This is a genomic window from Paenibacillus sp. MY03 (assembly GCF_002165585.1).
Taxonomy (GTDB): Bacteria; Bacillota; Bacilli; order Paenibacillales; family Paenibacillaceae; genus Pristimantibacillus; species Pristimantibacillus agaridevorans.
The window spans coordinates 1-22,018 of the sequence record NZ_MXQD01000081.1 but is presented as its reverse complement, the minus strand read 5'-3'; the positions used below and the strand labels follow the sequence as shown (position 1 = coordinate 22,018).

General features: G+C 52.9%; 16 protein-coding genes and 1 pseudogene. 5 read left to right on the top strand and 12 right to left on the bottom strand.

Going from position 1 to position 22,018, the window contains the following annotated elements; genetic code table 11:
* Positions 1–148 precede the first annotated feature (148 nt).
* Positions 149–348: pseudogene (locus B1748_RS34945) on the top strand (hypothetical protein).
* A 221-nt stretch (positions 349–569) separates the two neighbouring features.
* Here the strand turns inward: B1748_RS34945 and B1748_RS34940 are convergent.
* On the bottom strand, positions 570–1,049 hold the full coding sequence (locus tag B1748_RS34940) for a DinB family protein (protein WP_087572598.1): 480 nt from the start codon (positions 1,047–1,049) through the stop codon (positions 570–572).
* Between the two features lie 175 nt (positions 1,050–1,224).
* Between B1748_RS34940 and B1748_RS34935 the strand changes: the two genes are divergently transcribed.
* Positions 1,225–1,632 (top strand): tellurite resistance TerB family protein, encoded by a 408-nt coding sequence (locus B1748_RS34935; RefSeq protein WP_087572597.1) that lies wholly within the window; start codon positions 1,225–1,227, stop codon positions 1,630–1,632.
* A 109-nt stretch (positions 1,633–1,741) separates the two neighbouring features.
* On the opposite strand, the gene B1748_RS34930 is transcribed toward B1748_RS34935, so the two are convergent.
* The 4 genes from B1748_RS34930 to B1748_RS34915 form a co-directional block, all read right to left on the bottom strand.
* The gene (locus tag B1748_RS34930) at positions 1,742–3,106 is read right to left on the bottom strand and encodes a hypothetical protein (RefSeq protein ID WP_087572596.1); all 1,365 of its coding nucleotides are present in this window, start codon (positions 3,104–3,106) and stop codon (positions 1,742–1,744) included.
* A gap of 17 nt (positions 3,107–3,123) precedes the next feature.
* Positions 3,124–4,728, bottom strand: a complete 1,605-nt coding sequence (locus B1748_RS34925) for an ABC transporter substrate-binding protein (protein WP_087572595.1) — start codon at positions 4,726–4,728, stop codon at positions 3,124–3,126.
* Positions 4,729–4,810: 82 nt separating this feature from the next.
* Entirely contained in the window at positions 4,811–5,722 is a 912-nt protein-coding gene (locus B1748_RS34920) for a carbohydrate ABC transporter permease (protein ID WP_087572594.1), read from the bottom strand.
* Between the two features lie 22 nt (positions 5,723–5,744).
* On the bottom strand, positions 5,745–6,677 hold the full coding sequence (locus tag B1748_RS34915) for an ABC transporter permease (RefSeq protein WP_256976132.1): 933 nt from the start codon (positions 6,675–6,677) through the stop codon (positions 5,745–5,747).
* A gap of 201 nt (positions 6,678–6,878) precedes the next feature.
* On the opposite strand from B1748_RS34915, the gene B1748_RS34910 reads away from it, so the two are divergent.
* Positions 6,879–7,214, top strand: coding sequence for a DUF1801 domain-containing protein (locus tag B1748_RS34910; protein WP_087572593.1), 336 nt, complete (start codon positions 6,879–6,881; stop codon positions 7,212–7,214).
* 156 nt (positions 7,215–7,370) lie between these two features.
* Here B1748_RS34910 and B1748_RS34905 read toward each other — a convergent pair whose 3' ends face one another.
* Entirely contained in the window at positions 7,371–8,468 is a 1,098-nt protein-coding gene (locus B1748_RS34905; RefSeq protein WP_087572592.1) for a DUF3626 domain-containing protein, read from the bottom strand.
* Positions 8,469–8,655: 187 nt separating this feature from the next.
* On the opposite strand from B1748_RS34905, the gene B1748_RS34900 reads away from it, so the two are divergent.
* A complete protein-coding gene (locus tag B1748_RS34900; protein ID WP_179215985.1) occupies positions 8,656–11,223 on the top strand; it encodes an outer membrane protein assembly factor BamB family protein in 2,568 nt (855 codons plus the stop codon).
* Here B1748_RS34900 and B1748_RS34895 read toward each other — a convergent pair.
* The 3 genes from B1748_RS34895 to B1748_RS34885 form a co-directional block, all read right to left on the bottom strand.
* The gene (locus B1748_RS34895; protein WP_087572590.1) at positions 11,207–12,973 is read right to left on the bottom strand and encodes a sensor histidine kinase; all 1,767 of its coding nucleotides are present in this window, start codon (positions 12,971–12,973) and stop codon (positions 11,207–11,209) included. The two genes, B1748_RS34900 and B1748_RS34895, sit on opposite strands and share 17 nt — an antisense overlap.
* Before the next feature lie 3 nt (positions 12,974–12,976).
* Positions 12,977–14,599 carry a response regulator gene (locus B1748_RS34890; protein WP_179215984.1) on the bottom strand — a complete coding sequence of 541 codons (1,623 nt, stop codon included), beginning with the start codon at positions 14,597–14,599 and terminating at the stop codon, positions 12,977–12,979.
* A gap of 200 nt (positions 14,600–14,799) precedes the next feature.
* Complete coding sequence (locus B1748_RS34885; protein ID WP_087572588.1) at positions 14,800–15,402, bottom strand: TetR/AcrR family transcriptional regulator; 603 nt, start codon at positions 15,400–15,402, stop codon at positions 14,800–14,802.
* A gap of 251 nt (positions 15,403–15,653) precedes the next feature.
* Here B1748_RS34885 and B1748_RS34880 point away from each other — a divergent pair, with 251 nt between their 5' ends.
* Positions 15,654–17,123, top strand: a complete 1,470-nt coding sequence (locus B1748_RS34880) for a DHA2 family efflux MFS transporter permease subunit (RefSeq protein ID WP_087572603.1) — start codon at positions 15,654–15,656, stop codon at positions 17,121–17,123.
* 208 nt (positions 17,124–17,331) lie between these two features.
* Here the strand turns inward: B1748_RS34880 and B1748_RS34875 are convergent, their stop codons facing one another.
* The 3 genes from B1748_RS34875 to B1748_RS34865 form a co-directional block, all read right to left on the bottom strand.
* Positions 17,332–19,113 (bottom strand): OmpL47-type beta-barrel domain-containing protein, encoded by a 1,782-nt coding sequence (locus B1748_RS34875; RefSeq protein WP_087572587.1) that lies wholly within the window; start codon positions 19,111–19,113, stop codon positions 17,332–17,334.
* 200 nt (positions 19,114–19,313) lie between these two features.
* Complete coding sequence (locus B1748_RS34870; protein ID WP_087572586.1) at positions 19,314–19,637, bottom strand: cupin domain-containing protein; 324 nt, start codon at positions 19,635–19,637, stop codon at positions 19,314–19,316.
* Positions 19,638–19,677: 40 nt separating this feature from the next.
* Positions 19,678–21,783, bottom strand: a complete 2,106-nt coding sequence (locus tag B1748_RS34865; RefSeq protein WP_087572585.1) for an alginate lyase family protein — start codon at positions 21,781–21,783, stop codon at positions 19,678–19,680.
* Between the last annotated feature and the right edge of the window lie 235 nt (positions 21,784–22,018).

The window sequence follows — 22,018 nt, the reverse complement described above, 5'->3', positions numbered from 1 at the left end:
TGAATGGGCAGAATTATATTTCGATTTTTCCAGTACGCTTCTGAATTCCCTAAAACCTTTAGGTGTTCTTCCTTGGTTCTGGTATTAATGGGGAACCAGAAATATCTTCAAATATAATAGGGAAATTATACATTAGGAGGAATAATGAATGGCAACTTTTGATGACTTTCTAAAACTCGATCTTCGTGTGGGAACAATTATTAATGCTGAATTTTTTGCAAAAGCCAAGGTCCCGGCCATCAAACTGGAAATTCGGAAGTTTTGGTTCTTGGCGGACTGCCAGAACAAGGGGACGTTGTACTGTTAAAACCAGATGTTAATATACCCAATGGAACACAAATCCGATAAATTAGCTTAATCCAACCAAATTGAGTGTTATTCCGCAAATCCTTCATCGCTTTTTGAATACCGCTATCCTATAAAATAGCGACAGTCAAGGATCTTACTCGTTCTTGGCTGCCGCTGTTTTTATAGTTGGGGGGCAATCTATCACTTTTGAGCAAGCATCAAGCGTCACATAGCCCCCATCTTGAAATAGACGCCATCGTTTCGGTTGGCACCGCTTCTTCTTAGTTCTGCGTTTGCATCTCTCTCGTCGGGCCCAGCACGCCAGGTACCTTGAGACCTGCTTGGCGAAGCAGCACGGTCATCTGGCCGCGATGATGCGTTTGGTGATCGATCAGTTTGCGCAGAAATTTGCCGCGGGGCGTCTTGCCCACAAAAGTATCAATCTCTTCTGTCATCGACGCATCCGTCAGCTTCGAGCCTTCGCTGGCATAAGCCGCGATTACGGCTTCGTATTGCGAGACGATCTCCGCCATCGTCGCCGGCACTGGAGTGCCGCGCTCGATCGATGGAATATTCAAGCCTGCAAAGCGGCCGAACGCGCCGGCAGTGCTTACCAAGTGCCAAGCCAGCCAGCCCAATGAGTTATGGCCTTCTACGATCGCCGCATTCATTTTGTCATCCGAAATCGCCTGCATAACGGACAATGTTCCTGCAGCCGAAGCTGCCCAGTCTTCCATAAAGTCACCCGATGTACGATACATTTGTCGATGATCCCTCCCAAAAAGTTGTCCCCTCCATTCTATTATGACCCGACCGATTATTCAAACGCGACAAACGAGATCTAAACTTGAATTTGGCACAAGACTCCACTACACTTGACTTATCATCCCTTGAGATTTAAGGAAGTACGGGATGTTAATAGAGGGGTGAGCGTACTTGTTCTTGCATTTTATTACAGAACGCGAGCATAAAGAAGCTTTTCTGGAGCTTGCGCACCGGATCGCGAAGTCGGATGGCTTCGTAAACCGTAACGAGTTAACTTATTTGCAGGGTTGGATGGTGGAGCTTGGCCTTCCGGACTGGCGGCCTTCCGCCGACGTCGAGACGACGACCGCAGACCTGCTCGGCAGCCTTAAGGATGAGCGCCTTAAGCGGATATTTCTCGCGGAGATGCTGCTGCTCAGCTACGCCGACGGCAACTACAACGACCAGGAAAAGGCGATATCGGACGAGATGCAGCGTCTATTCAGCTGCGATGATGAATCATTTGCTTCGTTCAAGAGCTGGGTTGAAAGCATGAACAAGCTGAAAGTGGAAGGCATGAAGCTGGTGCTTGGCGTTTAACGCATACCGTCTCTTCATCAAAAAGCCTGAGCCCTGGCGAGTCATTCTCGCGTCAAGGGCTCAGGCTTTTCGTTATTTCCTCTCAATCACTATCCTATCCAATCCTATCCTATCCTGCAGGGCGCTCCAGGATTCTCTCCAGCACCAGCTCGATTACCGTCGGCGATCCCGTTAGATCAAATCGCAGAAACACAAGCCGGTCTTGAATCAGCTTCGCCTCCACCCCTGCCGTAACCGACCGGACCGCGTACCCCTTTAGATCATCCCAGTAGGCAAGCCCGAACGGAATGGGAGACCAATGGCCGATCTCGAACGCCATGCGGATTCTGTCCCCGCCCTTCTCGTAGCCGCTCACGAATACTTGAGGAACGGCCTCCTCGAATTCATCGCCCATGTCTCCCTTGCCGACGTAGCTCCGCAGCCGTTCCGGCACACAGGATCCTTGTACGAACGCCATCTGGCATTGACGATCATAGTAATGGAAGGTATCGGGCCATGGCCCTGCAGCCGTGCCGCCCAACGTCATCGTATAATCGTTCACCTCGGGACGAACAAGCGTATCGCGGGTAAGCATGTATACGGGAGCGGTAGTCTCATTGCGTGCATGATAGTTCTTAATGGCCTGCGGCAGCGTCGTCAGCGTAATGGGATATTGAGTTATATAGCCGAAAAATAAGTCCAGCATGCCGGCGCATGCCTCGACATGGGAAGCCGGATAGATAGCGAACCGATCGGTATATTCCATCTCGTGGCTTTCCTGCTGCTGCAGAAAATAGACTTGCTCGTTATTCGCCGTGTTATCCAGATAGTTATGGAACAGCTTCTTCCAATATTCAATATTGTCGCCTGAGCAAAGTCCCGCCCGCAGCACGTCATTGGGATCTGTCGAGTAGATGCAGGGGCTCCCGGAATGATACGTCGCGTGCAGATCGCGTGCCGTCCATTCGCTGGCGACCAGCTTGCCCTTGCCGGGATGAGGCGCCTTGAACCGCCCGCTGTCGATATACCAGGAGCCCCATGGAATCCCCTTGTGGGTAATGTTATCCCACCATACCTGTTCCCAGCAGTATCCCCATATGCCATGGAAGCCAAGCTCCTCGGCCACCTCGACAAACTCCTTATAGATACTGCCTCTGGCGACAATCTTGGTCTTCACCCAGGGGAACGTATCTTGCAGCACGGCCCATCCTTCCTGGAGCGCCTGCTTCAGCCTTGCCCTGGAGTGCTCCGATTCATCCGCGTAGAACGGCGTCTGAAGAATGACATCGTCTCCGTATTCCTCATGCCATCCCAGAATACGTTCGGCGAGCACCGGAGCGGATGTGGCATTGACGATCCATGTAACCGGAATGCCGTGCTTGTGAGCGAGCTCCGCCGTCCGATCGATCCCTTCGATCGCGATCCCATGCCCCCAGCTCTGGTCGACATGGGTCGCGTAGCTGACGAATGTATAGATCAACTGTCCCGGTTTCATGTTAAACGCAGCTCCTTCTACTGCTTATTATCCGCCCACCAGGCGTCGATCTGCTCCTGCAGCTCCGCCTGCACCTTCTCGATACCAGCCGTTTTCAGCTTCTCGTTGCGTTCGTCAACAACCTTGGAAGGGTTCGCAACCGCACCGGTAGCCAAAATTTTGTATTCCGATATAACCGCGGTCAGCTCGGCAATTTCATTTTTTACCTTAGAATCGTCGAATACGAAGCCCATGAGCGGGAAACGAACCGCCTCATCGTTAAACTTCTTCCAGTTGATGTACAGATCGTCCGGTTGACCCGGCTTCAAGTAGTTCAGCATCTGGCTGCCGATTACCCAGAACAGAGCACTTGCGCCATAACCGGAGTCGGCGATCGGTTCGATCCGGTTGTCGCCAACCTTCTTGTAATGTTTCCCTTCAATGCCATGTACGATCAGATTGACGACATAAGGATCGGTATGCAAGTAGTTGAGAACCATCATCGCCCGCTCCGGGTCCTCGGACGTTCTCGAAATAGAGAACATCGAGCCGGCAGCGAGGTCCGTCGTCACGATCGGCTCCGTCACGACATGCGACACGTAATCGTACAGATTGTTGTCGGCGATTTTCACTTCGATGTCCGAGCCCGGTTTCCATACGCCCGATGACATCCACAGCTTGCCTTGCCGTCTGAGGTCGGCCGCGCTCGTCTTGCTTGTTCCCGCATCCGAATTGATATAACCTTTTTCGTAATACTTGCGGAACAGCTCGAATTCTTTTTTGTCGATATCGACAAGCTCGGGATCCAGTATCGATTTCACTTCCATCTTGGGTGCCGTATAGTCAACCAGGAACATTTGGGTCTTGCCTGGCGTCGGGCCAACCGGGCGGTAATTGGAATTCGTCTCGTACATCATATGGATGCCGCCGCCCGAATTGCCCGAGCCGCCTGCGAGGAACAGGTTCGTCATACCTTTCTCTTCCTTGCTGATCTTTTCGTACCAGGGCTCCAGATCTCCCCATGTGTTAATCGTCTCGATCGGAATGTCGTATTTGTCGACGATATCCTTGCGGTACGTAAACGATTGCCCCTGCGTAATCTCCTTGTTCGTCGGAACGGCGTACAGCTTCCCTTTCATGCGCGGCGCTTCCAGATAAAGCGGATGCAACGTTTCCTTGATGCCTTGTCCATGCTTGTCCAGCAGCTCATCCAGCTCCAGGAACGCGCCTTTCGTCACGTTGCCGAAGTAATTCAGCCATGATGCCGAGAATACAAGGTCCATCTTCTCGCCGGTATTCATCATCAGCTCGGTACGGTTCTGATACTCGCTTGCGGCGATGGGGACCAGCTTGACGGTCGCGTTAATCTTTTCTTTAAAAAATTCGTTAAGCTTCTCTTCGACGAGCGCGCCGTCGGCCTCCGGGGTGCCGAAGTAGACGATGGATACTTGATAAGGCTTAAGCTCGGCATTATCTGGCTTACTAGTCTCCGTACCGGCGTTAGGCTCCGTGCTCGGCGCGGTTGTCGCCTGATTGCTCTTGTTCGTGCCGCCCTCCTTGCCGTCGGAAGCACAGGCCTGCAGCACCAACATGGCCGCAAGCATGATTGCGAGCGCAATCAGAAATGACTTTTTTTGTCTCATGTCTCATAACCCTCCATTAATTAGATTCATATAGTACGGCATGGCGAATGTCAATCCGCATACCGGAACTACCGCAGCGGGATCAGCCTTTAACGGCGCCGACGGTGAGGCCTTTGACGAAATATTTCTGGAAAAATGGATAAATAAGCAGGATAGGGCCCATGCATACGACCGCAAGGGCCATCTGCAGGGATTCGTCGGGCAGGTTGCTCATCAGCTCCGGATTCTGCGCGGCCAATTGCACGTTATTGCGAAGATACTGTACATCGTTTAATACTCGCAGCATTAAATATTGCAGCGGATACTTGTCTTCGGTGCGAATGAACAGAAGCGAGTTGAACCAATCGTTCCAGAACAAGATGGTGCCAAGAAGCGCCATCGTCGCCATTACGGGAAGCGACAGCGGCAGAACGATACGGAAGAAGATGCGAAATTCGCTCGCCCCGTCGATTCGGGCTGACTCGATCAGCGCGGGATGAATGGTCGTCTGGAAGAAGGTACGCATTATAATGACGTTGAACGGAACAATGAGCAGCGGCAATACCAGCGCCATATACGTATCTAGCAGCCCCAGCGACTGGGTGAAAATGATATATTTGCTCACCACTCCTCCGTTGAACAGCATCGTAAAGAACAAGACGAAGGTGAAGAATGTACGGAACGGATAATCCTGACGAGAGATGGGGTAGGCGTACAGCGCCATCAGGAGAACGCTTGCAATGGTGCCGACGACCGTAATGCCGATGCTGATGGCATACGCTCGGAAGATCGTCCCGTAATCCTTGAACAAGCTCTCGTAAGCGATCCATGACAGCTTATCCGGAATAAACTGATACCCCTCGGTCACCAAGGTGTCGATATGGGTCAAGGATACGATGATAACCAGAACGACGGGTATGACGCATAGGAACGATAGAATAAGGAACATGCCGTTTAGCAGCATATTGGCGACGGGAGAGATCGTATTCTCCCGCCTGTTAGCCGAACTTCCCATGTAGTTCATCTCCTGTCATGATCTAGAACAAAGCCTGATCGGGGTTTATTTTTCGCACCGCCGAATTCGTCAGCAGGACGAGCACGAAGCCTAATACGGATTGCGCCAAGGCCGCGGCGGACGACATGCCGATATCGTTAAGCTCCATCAGCACGCGGTAGACGTAGGTGTCGACCGTGTCGGTCACGGGATAGAGCGCTCCGGAATCCATCGGCACTTGGTAGAAAAGCCCGAAGTCGGAATTAAACACGCTTCCCATCGACAGAATCGTCAGGATGATAATAATGGGCTGAATGCTCGGCAGCGTAATATAGAGCGTTTGCTTCCACTTCGACGCTCCGTCGAGCACCGCGGCTTCGTAATATTCTTGATCGATTCCGGCAATTGCCGCGATATAGATGACCGCTCCGATGCCGACATTTTTCCACGCATTAACCAGGATGAGGATATAGGGCCAATAGGCCTTTTCCGAATACCAGAAAACTCTGTCTAATCCAAACCATTCGAGAATCGACGCGTTCATAAAACCTTTATCCGGATTGAGGAAGGCGTACACCAGATAGCTGACAACGATCATGGACAAGAAATAAGGCATGATGAGAAATGTCTGATACGTTTTGGCCAATCGGCCGCGCAGCTCGTTGATCGCGACGGCTATCGCTATGGACAGCACGGTGTTGACCGCCATAAAGGTCAGGCTGTACAACACCGTATTGCGTGTAATTCTCCAAAGGGAGCCTGACGTGAACAGAAACTCGAAATTACGAAATCCGACCCAGGGACTTCCGAGAATACCGTCGATATAATTGATATTTTTAAATGCGATAAACACCCCGAACATCGGCAAGTAGTTGTTGACGATCAGCACGATAAACGTGGGCACCAGCATGATCGTCAAAAATCTGAACTTCCATAGAGAATGGATGAAATACGCAATCCCCGTTCTCTCCTTCACCAGCCTTCACTCCTCTCGATTGATTTCAGTATAGGGCAGCCCATCCTCCAATACGATGATCAATAGAAGCTGCCTTGTGACGGAAGTGAGCCGAGGTCGGAGTTGTCCGAAATACCTGACATGCATTGACAGGGATATTTTCTTAGGGGTATGTTAATTGCAGGAGCAAGAAATTTATACCAACTGGAGGGTGACGAACGAATGAACCATGATGTAATAGCTTATATTGAAAATTTGCCAAAATGGCAATCGGACATCAGCTCGATACTGCGCAATTTAGTACACGAAACAATTCCGGAAGCAGAAGAACGGATTCAATATAAGAAGCCGCATTTTCTGAAAAATGGGCATTATGCTGCCGTTATTTCACCCTCTAAAGACGCAATTGCTTTTATGATTATGAATGCAAACGGCATAGAGTTTCCCAAAACATTCGACGGCCCTGCCGAACGAAAGTGGATCAAATTACGGGAAGGCGATTCTCCGGATCTTCCTCTGTTGTCGGGACTTCTAAAACAAGCTTCCGACACTCTGTAAAAGCCATAATCGGGAGGGAGCCAATGAGTGTGGACCGAGCCTGATCACCTCGGCAACTGGTGGGGGGCCGCAAAGGGTATGGAGGGGACGTTCGAGCAACTGGCTAATTAGTTGTCCAGTCAAATTAAAGTCCCCCCTCTTACCCTTTAATCGGCGTTATACTGCGGAGGATTTTCCAAATCGAACCAATACATGCCATAGTAATTTTAACTCTTGGAGCACTTCTGCGTAGCTTCCTCTGTCGTACCATTTTGTGGGATTGCTTTTCAAATCATTTACAGCTTCCCCGATTATACTGGCATCAATATACCCATTCTTCGCTATCCGATTGGCTAATGAGGGCATGGTCGGCCCCCTGAAGTCCGTGGGCACTTCTTCAACCATCAAATAAGGCCCTATGTTCCATATTAGCTTGATCGAATATTTTAAACATAGTTGCTCTAAAAGGCTGCCTACTTGCGTTCCTTTAAACGAAGAATCGGCAACCAGCATTTCTACGTCATCTGCAAGGGCTATATCACCGTGAATTTGCGCCTCGATATAGTGGTTAAGGTTGCGTCTAGGTATGTCGTCTAAAGAATATCGGTAGGGTTGATCAAGATTGTATAAAAGATGGTCGATCAATTTCCCGGGGGTTACATCCCGTTCTCCTAAAGCAGACTCGCGGAAAAAAACATCATTTAATAGTGCTGCTATTACGATATCGAATTCCTCAAGCGTACCTTTTTCAGGCCGATCATTGTTGGAATCTCCATAAGTGTATGTTGAGCGACTGGATACACTAGGCGAGAGGAGAAAAAAACATGATCCAAATCGTGGAGAAGGACCATCGGCGTGTAACATGACGTCAAGCGCCCCATACTTTGGGCGTTCGCATATGCTCGCACCGTCTATATGATAAGCGCCGTTGAACAGATTCTTCTCCCAAAGATCACGCGCTCCTCCCAGGTAAGCCGAAAGGCCTCCATTTGAAATATGTGTTTCGAACTGACTCCTGTAGGCGCCTTGTTCAAGCAATGCTTGCGCCACACATTTCATATCTGCAAGCGGTCGATCAGGATGAAAATGCAATGCGATCCTCGCGTTAGTCCGCAGTTTGGCAAGAGCATTTTCATACATGTCCCATTGAATGTTTGACATCTGCAAAATTTCTTTAATTAGGGTTATAGCTTCTTCTTTTCTGGAAAATGCGTGCTCTCCGATATATTTTATGGATAAGTTTTGTGCATTTGTAAGTTGCCTGTTATTGGACATTTTTTCAACCTCCATAATAATGATTCATTAAAAACGCGGAGCAACTCCATCCCCAGAGGGACGGAGTTAAATTCTTATATGGTAAGATAATCGAAATATTCTGTCAATACGCAACCTTTCTAAGCTCCTGCACGTTCTATTTGGTAATATTAGTATGCAAAGGAATCGGAGAAAGGATGTCCGGAAGATGACTTTCCCAAAGAAAAAAGCCGCGCTGTTAAGCGTGATCGCCCTCATATGGCTGCTGGCCGGTTGCGAAAATTCGGCAACGCAAGCCCCTAGCCCATCAGTAACGCCTGCCGCGACAAATCAAGAAGCCATTTCGCTTGCTTCCGCATCTACACTCGAGATTACGGATGCCTCAATCCGCGAGCATCTGGACGGAACGACAACAAAAAGCCAGGCGCGCTCAGCTTACGGCCTGCCCTCCTATATCGGCAAGGGAGTCTACTGGATTGGCAATGATTTGGTGGATGTGGAGGTGTGGCGGTACGATCAAGCGCCCCAAGGCTATACCTATAGTTGGGATGACAGCCAGGGCTATCTCGACCTGCGCGGGTTGCTCAGCGGCAAAGTAAACGGGCAACTGCTATTGTATTGGGACGAGCAAGGCAAACTTTTGGATGCAACCTATCATTATCATGACAGCGACGGCAACTTGCAAACTTTGTTGACCGCTGCGCAACTGGAGCATCCATCCAGCTCAACCGATAACCGAATTGCCCGCGAGCAAGGATTTCGGATTGGCGATACGGTACAAGTGCATGCGGAAATCGATGCGGCCCGTCTGCCCCAAGGGGCTGACAATACCGTCGTCTATCGAGCAGTTCCGGGGCATAACTATCAGTTGGCCGCGCTGACGGAGCATTTTGCCCAGCTTGTAGATATCCGGGAGGGAGAGGGCTGGTATGATGCCTGGGTACCGGTATGGATGCTTACGGCGGAGGCGTCGTCACTAAGTCAACAGGCGCCTGAGCAATGGAGCGTAGCTGCCGATGGTACGCCGATTTATTGGCAGCCCGCGGACGATGCCGTGACTCGGCGGATGGATGCAGGAGAACGACTGCTTGTTGTCGGCAGCAGCGGCAATTGGCGTGCCGTTATTGTCGAAGAAAAGGATCTTAAGGCGGAGCCGCGCGTTCTTTGGATAAAGGATGAAGGAACATATATTCATGAAGGCCAGGTAAACGACTTGTTCGATTCGACTCAAGCGTCCTATCTGTCTGCCCGAACCGTAGCCTACTATTTTGTTCGGGAAGGCGCTCCGCAAGCCGAACTGGAGAAGCTTCTTGGCTTGCCTCAAGCGGTAGAGCGTTCCGGGAACGTAAAATCGACGGGCGAACCCATGGAGACGCTGGAGCGCTGGCGTTACGAATCCGAAACCGCCGAACTGCTCATCGACTGGTCACCGCAGGGCAAGGTCGTCGATTATACATTCTCGCCCCGCGAGGAAGGCCAGCCGTTTACGAAGGAACAGTCGCTGCGATGGCGGACAACGAGCGATCTTGCCTATAATTTTTTCATCGGGCGAACGGATCGGGCATTGCTAATTTCGGGGGAGGACGGCGGATTCAGCGGCATGCATTACGACTCCAATTTATTTGCGCTTGATCCTGCTACCGGACGCAAACTTTGGCAACGGGATCTTGGTTTCCATACGGACCGCTTTATCCTCTCCTCGGATCGCCGCTATATGGCTGTTCATATGCCGCCAGAGAATAACGCCGAACAGGAGCGGCTGGGACGTCTCGATGTACTGGACACTTCCAACGGAAGCAATAAGTGGACACTGAAGCACAACCTCCCCGACGATACGTTTGATGTCAGTTATGGCATGGCCGGCGAAGTCGTGGCAATGATTTATACAACCGGAGATTTCTATAGTCCGAACACGTACCGATCGTTTATTGAAGCGTACGCGCTGCGGGACGGCCGCAAGCTGTGGAGCCGGGAGCTCGACCGCCCAGGCCGATTCATACCGTCACTGATCGCAGGCGGCAAGCTGATCATTGAGTACGGCATGGATAGCGGAGTGCCGGTTGGCAACGAGATTGCAGCCTATGAGCCGAAGAATGGCAAAGAGGTTTGGCTGATGGAAGGCATAGCAGCACCGTTGTCGGAATGGGCGGATCATTTCTACTACGAGGCGAGAGCGCTGGACGACCGCATGGATCAACTATGGGTAAAGAGCCCCTTAGCCTGGACTTTGGTGGATACGAATACAGGGGAGCCGCTAAGCACGCTGCCAAGAAGAGACGATATCGGCTACGAGATCGTAAACGATCGATATGCCATTCGTCTATCAACCAAAGATGGTGCCCCGCTTGGCTATAACAGCGATGTCACTTCGGAATGGCTCGATCTGGGATCCAGCAAAACGTTATGGACGATGGACGGCACGCTCGAACGGGCAATTGTCGTCGGCGACGCAGTCTATGCCTGGAGTGAAGGCACGCTTCGGCGCCTGCGCCTCAGCGACGGACACCAATACTGGTTAAGCAAGCCGACTTCTAGAGTCTGGCTGCAATGGTTCGATGGGCAACTGCTCGCCGCGAGCGACGCGGGCGTCCTGGTGTTCGATCCGCACAATGGAGAGGCGTTGTACCGGATCGCAGGAACACGCCACGGCGGCTATGACGCAATGGAGCATTGGAGGACAAGAGCGCAACTGACCGTTCTGGACGGAGCGCTATACATTGGCTCCGACAATGGATTCTTTAGCGTGGCGGATCGATTGGTCAAGAGTCGGGAATGACCTTTATATACTCTTGCCGCGGCAGAGTGATCAGCGCCTTGACGCCGCCTCCCTCGCCGCGGATGTACCTCAAACCGAACGCCTCGCCAAAATGGAGCTGAATGCGTTGATGAACATTCCGGATGCCATAACCTTTATCCGTGATCTCGCCTCTCGTAATCTGCTCCAATCTCTCCATGTCTACGGGAAGGAAGCCGTTATCCTCCACCGTCATCTCGATCTCGGAATCCGCGCATCGTATCGCGATCCGGATCTCGCCTTCGCCATCCATGCTGCTGACGGCATGGAAGATCGCATTTTCGACAAGCGGCTGGAGGATGACCTTAGGCGTCGTATACTTCTTGGCGTCTTCGTCTATATCCCAATGCACCTCGAAGTTGTCCGGATACCGCTTCATCTGAAGACGGCAATACGCCTGCACATGCTCGATCTCCTCACCGATCGGAATCATCGTTCTTCCTTTGCTTAGGCCGATCCGCAATAACTTGGACAAGTCCTTGATCATGCCGCCTACATCCTTGTTCCCCTTGCGAAGCGCATACCAGTAGATGGAGTCGAGGGTATTGTATAACAAGTGCGGCGTAATCTGCGAATGAAGCGTCGCCAGCTCGGTTTCCTTCTGCTTGATCTTCATGGCATAGTTCTCCTCGAAGGAATGATCCAATCTCCTGGTCATCCTCAAGAACGAGCCGTACAATATGCCGAACTCGTCCGAACGCAGCAGATCCCGGCTATTGTCCGAGGCTAGCGGGACGCCGGGCTCATAGATCTTCGTAATTGTAACCAGGCGATGCAGAGGCTTCACGATCATCCGAAGCAAATACAAAACGAATAACAGCACAAGAACCAAATAGATCGCGGATACGATCATAATAAACCACTGAAACCCCTTCCAGCTGCTGGATAACGAATTTAGCGGAACGTGATAAACAAGCCGGGTATGGAAATCCGGTTCATATGCGTACGCGGACAGCCAACGCTCCCCACCCTGATTAACGAATCGGTATCCCGAAGTCTCCCTGCTTGCCAGTTCCGTTATGCCAGCCTCGGGAAACGCCGCCGATCCGGCTTGCATGAGCAATTCGTTCGCGTCGTTAAATAAAAAAATACCGGAGTTCTCCGGAAGCTGGACAGATAAAAGATCCCTGGTGAAATGCACCTCCAAATGGGAGACGACCAGATATCCGATGACATCGTTGTAATTCTGGGCATTTAAAATGCTTCGGATAAAACTCACCGTCGCAGTTCCTTCCGAGGAGGGAATCAACCGAAATACGCCTGCTCCGCGCTTATTGTCGGCATGCTGGACCCATTCGGGCCGGTCGGAATGATCGAAATCGAAATATTTAAAACCGCTGTTTTTGTCCGACAGGTCGACATGGGTACGCTTTTCTTCCCTATTCATCATGTACAGGGTATAGCTCGTCCCGTCCGAGGACCAGCGCTCCAAAATTTCGTCCGCCTGATTGATCTGGCTAAACGTCTCGATATTTAGCCAGAACGGGTTAAGTACGGTGCGATTGAACAGATGGTTGCCGAGGAACGTAATCGTCTTGTCATTTACTGCGGACATCGATTTGGTTATCGTCGTATGATTCTGCTTCGCCAATTGCAGCATGGTTCGTCCCAGCTCATCCTGCATCGATTCCTCCGCCTTATAAGCGGAGATCCACCCGACGATTAGAAAGGGGCCGATGATAAACAGGGCAAACGCCAACGTTACTTTAAATTTCAGCTTCAGTCCGATCACTCCCTATCCTTTGCGATATTCCGCCGGACTGACGCCCGTGTAACGCTTGAATATTCGGCTGAAGTGCTCCGGCGACTCATAGCCGACTTCGCTTGCAATCTCGTACCGCTTCTTATCCGTCGTTGCAAGCAAAAATTTGGCTTCCTCGATGCGAAGCTCCGTTACATAATCCCACACGCTCCTTTTGGTTTCCCTCTTGAACAAATAACGAAGATACGCCGCGCTGAAGTGGATCTCTCCGGCGATATCCTGAATCTTGAGCGCGGGATTGCGAAATTGCTTTTGAATATAGGACATGATTTGGTCCAGAATGGTCCGATCCCTCTCACGCGCCAGATCGCGGAGCGAACGGCAGGCCGCTTCGATATAAGAGGCAAGCTCATCGACCTTGGCTTCAGCCGGCATTTCCCTGAAATAGACATCGGGATCGAACCGGCGCTGCGACGCGCCGTTGCCGCGTCCATATTCCAGCAGCAGGCCATAGATCCGATAGACCAGCATGCCGAAGTAGCTGGCCTTTAGTTCATCTGTATGTCCAAGCTCCTTAAGCACGGAAACCAGTTCCCGAACATGTCCCTCCAGTTGCGCCTCATCGCCGCCCTTCAGCAGTTGCGCGCAATCCTCCACCTTCTCCATCCATCCCACCATATTCAGGCTGTCCTGGGCGGCAACATCCTCGTAATAGAAAACTTGCTGCTCGGGATGAAGCTTCCTCCACTCCGCCGTCATCTGCGCTTCTTCCATTAACCGGGACAGAAGGGTCTTGTCGGCACGCAAGCTGCTCATGCCGATCGTCGCATCGACGTTCAAATATTGTTTGAAATTCACCGAAACCAATTGCCCGATGAGATGAAGCTGGGATTGCAAGGCGTGGTATTGTCCATTCAAAGGCTGTTCGCTTAATTGAATAATGCCGATCAGCTCATTGCCGAAGCCGTTTAACGTCAATCCGTTCCATTCCATCAAGCTCTCTTCGAAAAGATTTAATGCCGCGAACTTGAGGAGCTTCCGCTCCTGATAAGTGACCTCCCGTTTGCTGAAGCCTCCCTGGCTAAAGTCGAGGCGGACGGAGATCACGCCAAAGTAAGGTCCCTTTAGCTCTTTCCCCAGCTCGGTTACAAGCTCATCATGCTCTTGCTTCGACAAACCTCTCTCTGTTAACAGCTCCATTAATATTTCGCGACGCCGCGCCAGCTCGGATGAGTGTTGCCCATGTTCCTGAATGGATCGTTCCAGCGATTGCCTGCCGATTTCCTCCTTCTCGCTCAGCACGCTTTGCACGACGCGAAGAAGTTCCTCCTCCTCTACAGGCTTCACCAGATAATCCCTTGCTCCCAGTCGAAGCGATTTCTTCGCGAAGTCGAACTCTTCGTGCGCGGAGATCACGATGACGGGCAGATTGGGCTGCTCCAGATAAATCGTCTCCATGAGCTCGATTCCGCTCATCCTGCTCATCTGAATATCGGTCAAGACCAAGTCGAATTGGTCCATTCGCAAATAATCGACCGCCTCGAACCCGTTCAGGGCCGTCTCCACGCTCAAGATGCGAAGATCCGATGCCAACAGGAAATCCTGGATTCCGATGCTCACATTCGGCTCGTCGTCAACGACTAGAATCTTGTACACAGGGATCACTCCTTCCTTATAAGGATCAGTATAAAATGGACCTGAATTCGTGTCGATGATCTTTCTTATCCTTCGCATGACGGATGTGACCGCTTTCAACGCGGCTCGTCCGACTCGCTCAGAATAGAACGAGAGACCCCAACAGATTTCCGCTGCGGCAGGAACCCGTTGGGGTCTGATTGAGTATGGCATGATTTGCTCTAATTGCCGCTCGGATAGGGATGCCTTCTCAGCAGAGCGAATTGTTCCGCGAGATAATGCGGCGTATAAGGCATATCGTTGCGAAGCCAGGACACGATCGTGCCGATTAAAGCGGAGGAGTTGTACCAGATGGCGATGTCCTTCTGTATGCCCACCTTTGTTCGGTAATGCTCGTTGCCCCTTCTCTCCGCGATAACGGTAATTAACTCCTTCAGCAGCTTAAGCAAACGATCGGAGAAGATCGTCGTCCGTTTGGAGGCGAGCACGATTTTGTAGAAGTCGGCATTGCTCGCGATATGCTCCAGCAAACTGAGCAGGACCGTGCTGTCCGAGTCCGATTGGGCCTCCGGGTCGCACACCGACGGTTTGTCCAGAATCCCCTCGATCTCCTGAACCATCTCATCCGCGATCTTCTCCATCATATCCGGAATGTCGCGATAATGCAGGTAGAAGGTTACACGATTTATGGTAGCGCGTTCGGCAATCTTATTAACCGACAGCTTTTCGATCTCCATCTCCTGCAGGAGCTCCACGAACGCGTTCCGAATCAATTGCCGTGTCCGAACAATTCGGGGATCCGCTTTGGTCTGCTTTCGTTCCATTTTTGCCCCTCCTTTCGCATTGCCATCTTTAAAACTACAATTACGCTTGTCTTCGTCTAATATTTCGGAGGTCGGCGACAGATTGGGGTTATGTGTCAATTAAACTACACTGTCGTCTCAAGCTGTCGGTTGCTCTTTGGATTGACCGGGGACTATAATCTATTTTATGCAATGTAAACTATACAACACATTGTAAATTTAGTCTATAAAGAGACAAAGAGATGAGAGGATGGAGAAAGGTGAGCAAAAATATGGAAAGCGGCGGCACCGCCGTCAAGAAGGGTCCCATACTGTTCGTCATGATATTAGGCGCCTTTCTGGCTACTCTTAATCAAACCATTATGAGCGTGGCGACGCCAGAGCTCATGATCGACTTCGACATAACCGCGGCAACCGCTCAATGGCTGACCACAGGTTACTTGCTGGTCAACGGCGTATTGATTCCCATCACGGCCTACTTCATGCAGCGATTTACGACAAGGCAATTATTCCAGACATCCATGATCATTTTCCTGATCGGTACGGTCGTATCCGCTCTGGCCCCTGGCTTTGAAGTGCTGCTGGCGGGACGCATGATTCAGGCGGCAGGCGCCGGTATCATTATGCCGCTCCTGATGAACATTATTCTGACGCTCTTCCCGCCGGAGAGACGCGGCGCGGCCATGGGCATGGTCGGATTCGCCATCATCTTCGCGCCAGCCGTCGGACCGACGACAGCCGGCTATATTATGGAGCATTTCGCTTGGGAGACGATGTTCTATGGCATGATTCCTCTAGCCCTTATCGTAATCGCGTGCGGTTACTTCTATCTCACCAACGTCTCGGAGAGAATGGCGACCCGCTTCGATATGGTCAGCGTCCTCCTCTCCACCGTCGGCTTCGGCGGAATCCTGTACGGCTTCAGCAGCGCGGGGAGCAAGGGCTGGTCGAGCGCGGAAGTCATCCTTACGATCGTTGCCGGCCTGATCGCGCTTGCGTTATTTATATGGCGACAATTGGTCTCCGGCAATCCGCTGCTGGATCTGCGTGCCTTCAAGTACAAAATGTTCTCTTTGACCACCATTATCGGTATCGCCGTTACGATGGTTATGTATGCCGACATGATGCTGCTGCCCTTGTACCTGCAGAGCGCGCGCGGCTATACCGCGCTGGAGTCGGGTTTGCTGCTCCTTCCCGGCGCGCTGGTGATGGGTTTCCTGATGCCGATTACCGGCAAGCTGTTCGACCGGTTCGGAGCCAAGTGGCTATCCGTCATCGGCCTTGTCATTACGATCGCGACCACGATCGGCTTCATCAATTTGACGGATCACACCAGCTACTCTTATCTTGTCCTGATGTCTACGGGCCGACGCATCGGCATGGCTCTTCTGCTGATGCCGATCCAAACCGCCGGCCTCAACCAGCTGCCGAGAAGCTTGAACGCGCACGGCACGGCCATCTCCAATACCGTGAGACAGGTCGCCGGCGCAGTCGGCACGGCTTTGCTTGTGACGATCATGTCGGATCGCGCGAAGACGCATGCCGGCGAGCTCGCCGCATCGGGCATGTCGCCGGAAAATCTGGCTACGGCTGCCGCCATCGAGGGCATCAACGATGCTTACCTCGTCATTATCGGCATTGGAGTCGTCGGGCTGCTGCTGTCCTTCTTCATCAAGCGGACTACTCCGGCTCCCGAGCCTGGCGCGAAAGGCGTTCGTCTGACCAAGGAAGCTGTGAACTAAGCTCCGGCACGTTAGAACGTATAAGGCGCCCTTATCTCTGCCTTGGCAGGGACGAGGGCGCCTTTTCTTCATTCGGATAAAAATATGACTTGCCGCCCAAAGGGGGCTGCGGGCCGATTCACCTCTGATCTGCCCATGCGAACGCTTAGAAGTTGCAAGGAGGTTGGATCAGCCTCGTTCGACCTCGTTGCTCTGTTCCGGCTGCTTCTTACTGCCACGGCAACGACCACAGCTTCGCCACGCTCACGACCGTCTTCGCGGTTGTCTCATTGCCCGCTCTGTCGGTGGCGGTATAAGTAATCGTATAATGGCGGGTCAATCCTGGCGCGGGAGCCTCGGCGCGAAGCTCGAAGGAGGTATCGAACGTACCGTATTCCGCCTTCTGGATATCGTCCGGCGTAGGGAGCGTTCCATTGCCGCCATTCTCATGAATCTTAATGGACGTAAGTTCGATGGACTCCACGCCCGAGTAGAAATCCGCGCCCATCACAACTGTACGGACGGGCGCCATTCTGCCATTCGCGTTCGTTAACAAAGGCGGATTGGACACAACCAGCAGGACGGGCGGCGTCCGGTCGATCTTTACGACAAGCTGCTTGATGGCTTCCTTGTTGCCGGCCAAGTCCGTACTGCGATATTGCAGACGATGCTCGCCTTCATTCGTAAACGTGATCGGCCCTTGATAAGCTTTCCAAGTACGTCCATGATTCAGGCTGTACTCCGTCCCTTCCACCCCGGACAAAGAATCGATAGCGGACAACGACACTTCCACATCGCTTCTGAACCATTGTCCGCCGCTCGTGTCGCCGCTCGTCAGAGCATCCGTCGAAGGAGCCGATTTATCCAGGCTGATGATAATGGAGCCTGTTCCCGTCAATCCGGCTGCATTGGTCGCCGTGCCCGTAATCGTCTGGCGGCTTCCTTCGGCGGTTACGAGTACCGGCGGATCAACCGTTACCTCCCCCTCCTCGTCTGCCGCGTGGAACGAGACAAGCACGTCCCGATTATACCAGCCCTTCCGATCCGGCTCCCTCTCGGCAACGGCCGTGACGACCGGCGGGTTGCCTACGCTGCTTGCGGTCATCTTGACCGAGAGCCGATACACAAACCCGTTGATCTCGATCGGCTCCTCCGTCGTCTCGTACCCCGGGGCAGAGGCGCGAACGGTATACGGGCCGCCCCGAAGCACATTGGAGAAGAAATAATGGCCCGATTGAACCAACGGAATATTCGTGCCTACAAGTTCAACCACGGCGTCTTCAATAGGTTCGTTCGTAGCCGCATCCGTGACGTCCACTTCAAGTCTTCCATTGAAATAGCTTGGGGGTTGATCGTACACCGTGCGATCCCTTACGGCATGGCCGCCTGTATGCAACTGCAGCGTTTCTTCCTGATTCCCGTTGTACGTGATGACGAAGTAATTTTCTCCTCGCATAGAGTTGAAGTTGCCCGGAATGAACGAGAAAACATAACGTCCATCCGCGTCCGTCAACGCGTCGCCGATGTTGATTCGCCCCTCGCCCCGGCCCAGATAGACGCCGAGATTGACGGGGTAGTTGCCGACCGGCGTCGCGTATTCGTCTTCGAACGTGATCGTGCCCGTAATCGTCGATGTCTCCTCCGGCAATTCGACGTCGAGCATGTCGGCGAGCACTTCGTATACAACGACGAAGCCGCGAACCTTTAGTATCGCGGATACGGCATCGCCGAGCGTCTTTTCGTAGTCGATGCTGTATTTGCCTTGCGTATCCGTGCTGCCCGATCCGACGAATCGGAAGCCTTGCGAAGCGTTATAGATTCCGATCTGCAATGTCGCTCCTTCGATCGGCACACCGGCTTCATCTACAATTGTTCCTTGCAGCGAACGCGTTACAACATTATCATCTGTTGCTTGCGCGCTTCCAACATTCCAGGACATGACGATAATCGAGACCATCATGGCCCAAATAATGATTGACTTTCCCCCTCTTGATTCAGTTGCACGAAACATGTCAAACCCTCTCCTTCACATAAATTAGTTAAAATAATGTTCTCAATAAAGAATATCATGAATGACTAATTTATGTAAGTTAATCCTCATTACCCCACATCGCTTGAACGATTTAGAAGCGCAACAAAAATAGAGCGGCACCTTGACCCATGCTGGTCTGGAGCCGCTCTTCCAACTCTTCTATGTTTCGGAATAAACCGTTATGATTGCCTTCCCAGCAAATCCAGCCGAAGCGGCGTAAACGCGTCCAAAAGCTTGCTCGGCTTGAGCGCCCGGCACCCATGCTCGGCGTTGCTCGGGATCCGGATCGTCTCTCCGGCCGAGATCACCGTCTTCTCCCCGTCGATCGTAAATTCAAGCTGTCCCTCGAGACAGTAAGAAAACTGCTCGTGCACATGGCGGTGCAAATAACCCTCCGCGCCTTCCTCGAAGTGTACCTCCATCATCATTATGTCCTGCCCAGGCTCGAAAATATGCCGTTTCACGCCTGGCTCGGCAGGCTCCCATACTTTGGTATTGACCACGCTTGCTCCCTCCTCCGATTAATCGTTCCACCTATTCATCTTACTCCGGCAGCCTGAAGCTCGACAACCGTCCGTTCCGCATCAGCGTAACGACGGGACGGCCTTCCTCATCCAGCTCCGCGCTCCAGCCGCCCTCCGAATTCGATCTCGCGTCGATCCCAAGCGATTGGCCGTCGGCATCGCCTAATCTCGGTTTCATCACCGTCGCGAACCAGCCTCCGTGATCCGACGTCAGAAGCGCCTGAACCACCTTAAGCGGCTCCAGCTCCAGCGGTCGGATCGACTCCCAGCCATCCTCGACGTCCACCTCCATGGAGGCGGGGCCGAACAGGAGCAGATCGCAGGCAAGGTCGATGTCCGCCCGGCCAACTAAGCAACTGCCGCGAAGCGAGAAGCTTGCCGAGCCCGAATCTCGCTCCCCGGCGCCTCCTGTTTTCTCTATGCTCCATTGCCGCAGACGGCTATGCAGGCGATGCTGGTACACATGCTCGCCCGTGCCGGACAGACGGTCGATGATGATCCATTCCCCGCTCTCCAGGAACCAGACGGCGCGCCGATGCGTAACTCCGCGACCTGCATATCCGTCATGCTCGGCGCAGATCGACTGCCTCTCCGCATCCCAATGGATCAACCTAACGGAAGCTTCCGGCGTTCCCCAGCGCTGGGTGCGCAAATACGGCGTTTGATCCTGTCCATCCACAAGCACCGTATTATGCGCCGCGGTACTTTTGAAATGGCGACGCCATGGATTCTCGACATACGTGTAAGTGCCGGGATCCACCATCAGCGCCTCGCCGAATGCACACCATTCGAAGGATAAGGCGTCGGCGTGGCCATGCGGGCCGCCTAGCGCCGCGGCGTCGAAGATCAGCTGCTGTTCGCCGTTGCCCAGGCCGTAATAACCGGCCGACGGGAACGCGAAGGGCAGGGCAGGCGCCGAGTTCCCCTGCTCGTGGCGTCTCTCCGCCGGTTCCGCCCCCAGCCCGACTCTCGGCCCTACTGCTGACGAGGCTCCTTCCCCCGCTCTTCCCTGCAACTCTCCTCCGGGCCCGACTACCGCTCCCATTCTTCTCCGAAACTCTCCTTCAGGCCCGGCTTCTCCTCCCGGTCTTCCCCGCTTATCACCACCAGGCGCAGCTTCCTCCGCTCTTGCAAGCAGCCGCTCGATCGCCTCCGGCCCCACCGTCCAGAATTGCTCGTGTAGCTGAGCGCGCAGCAGCCACTCTGGACGGTCGTAATACAGCGCCGCCGCATTCAGATCCGGCGGCTGGTTCGCGTAGGAATCCGCGAACGGTGCCATGTTGCCGTCCTGCCGCGTCATCCGGCGCGAGAAGTCCGCCATGCCGGCCAGCACGCGCTCGTACTCTTCGGAGAACGTCAGTCCACGCTTGCGCAGCATGACCGCGCAGTCGACGAAAAGCTCCAGCGACACCATGTGGTAATGCGGCGTCAACTCGGCATGAACGCCGTCCGGCAGCACCTGCTCCCGGAGACATTCCTCGAGCCGTCCGACAGCGAAGGCCGTCCAGGCCTCGCTCTCCTCCCAGGACGGGAACGATAAGCCGACGCTAAGCAGCCCGATCATGTGCATAATGGAATGATTGATCTCGATGCTCGCCGGATATGTTGTCAGGAACCGCGCGTGCTCTTTCACCGACTCCAGAAACAACTTCTCCGCATTTCCCGACCAGCTGTCCGAGCCGCGGAAGAAGTGGTACGCGTATATCCATTGCCGCAGGCGAAGCCCTGTCTCCAAGAGCCTCCACGGGCCTGGACGCTGAAAGTACGTCGCTTCCTCCGGCGGAAGTCCCCACGGGCAAGGCTGCGTCGCGATCCAGCCGGAGACGTGCTCCCACGCCTTCGAGGCGTAGGTCTCGTCTCCCGTGCAGGCGTACGCGATGCCAAGCGAGCGTAGATGCTTGAAGCGGTTAATGCCCCAGGTGAACTCCTTGTCGCCGGTAGGATTATGCAGCCAATCGATGGGATCGCCCATGTCGATCGACATGCCTTTCCATGAGATCACGTTATCCTTGACCCTGTCGTCGGCTTCTCTCATCGCCTCTTCGGTTTTCTCCGGAAATAATTCCCGGAACCGGTTGCCCCATTCACTTCTTTGTTTGGGGGCGTAATAAAGATAACTTTCCACCGCTACTCACTCCTCTCCGTGCCGAACCTTACCCCTGCTCGCGATCCCCTGGAATTTAGAGGGATTTCCTCCCTCTATTAAACCCATCCTCACCATCCCCCGAGCTTTAGAGGGATTTCCTCCCATTAATTCCGGCCGAATCGCTGCATTTATGCAAATCCTATATGATTAGAGGGCGCTTTTCCCTTTAAGTCAAACAAATAAGATGAAGTAAAATAGTTTGTGTACCAACATT